General features: G+C 47.2%; 1 pseudogene. It reads left to right on the plus strand.

Annotated elements, in window-relative coordinates:
* Nucleotides 1–53 precede the first annotated feature (53 nt).
* Nucleotides 54–632 (plus strand): annotated as a pseudogene (locus KQP79_RS26095) (hypothetical protein); the annotation flags it as partial.

Genomic DNA, 632 nt, shown 5'->3' on the forward strand with positions numbered 1-632 from the left:
CGCATTAACTTTGCACCGTCAATTTCAAAATCAGACTCAAAATAATGACAACAATGAAATATGAAACCCAACTTTTCGGAGGACAAACCTGCCTCCATTGCATGAAGCAAACATTGCGAAATGAAAAATCAAACTCGCATGGCAGTATCAGACTTGCCGTATTTATTGCCACTGTGTTTGCCGTATTCATGCTGACAGCATGTTCAGACGGAAACGGCACGAAGTCGTTCCGTTCAGGTGATGAAGCCATCAGAGAGTATCATGTCTTTCTGACCAATCTACGACAGAGCGACAAGGTCACCGTCCAATCGTTGGCAAAGACCATCAACGAATGGCGCGTGTTGGACGATTCCGTGACATCGTGCATCTCACGTGACACTGTCAGGAAAGCCCACTCATACCCATTTGCGGTATATCGTGAGTTGAACGACTCCATCCATATCGAACTGTGTCGTATGGCGATGTCCAAGCAGCGCACCTTTCACGACCTGCTCTATCTCAGAGAACAGACCTCTTCCCATGTTGGTGATGAGGAACTACAGCAAGCCGTGAAGGAAGCACAGCCGTTCTTCGCTTCCTTGGACAGCCTGCCTATATATAATAAAGGTGGTAAACAGGCGGTACTGAAGCGT

It is taken from the genome of Bacteroides sp. DH3716P (assembly GCF_025914115.1).
Taxonomy (GTDB): domain Bacteria; phylum Bacteroidota; class Bacteroidia; order Bacteroidales; family Bacteroidaceae; genus Bacteroides; species Bacteroides ovatus.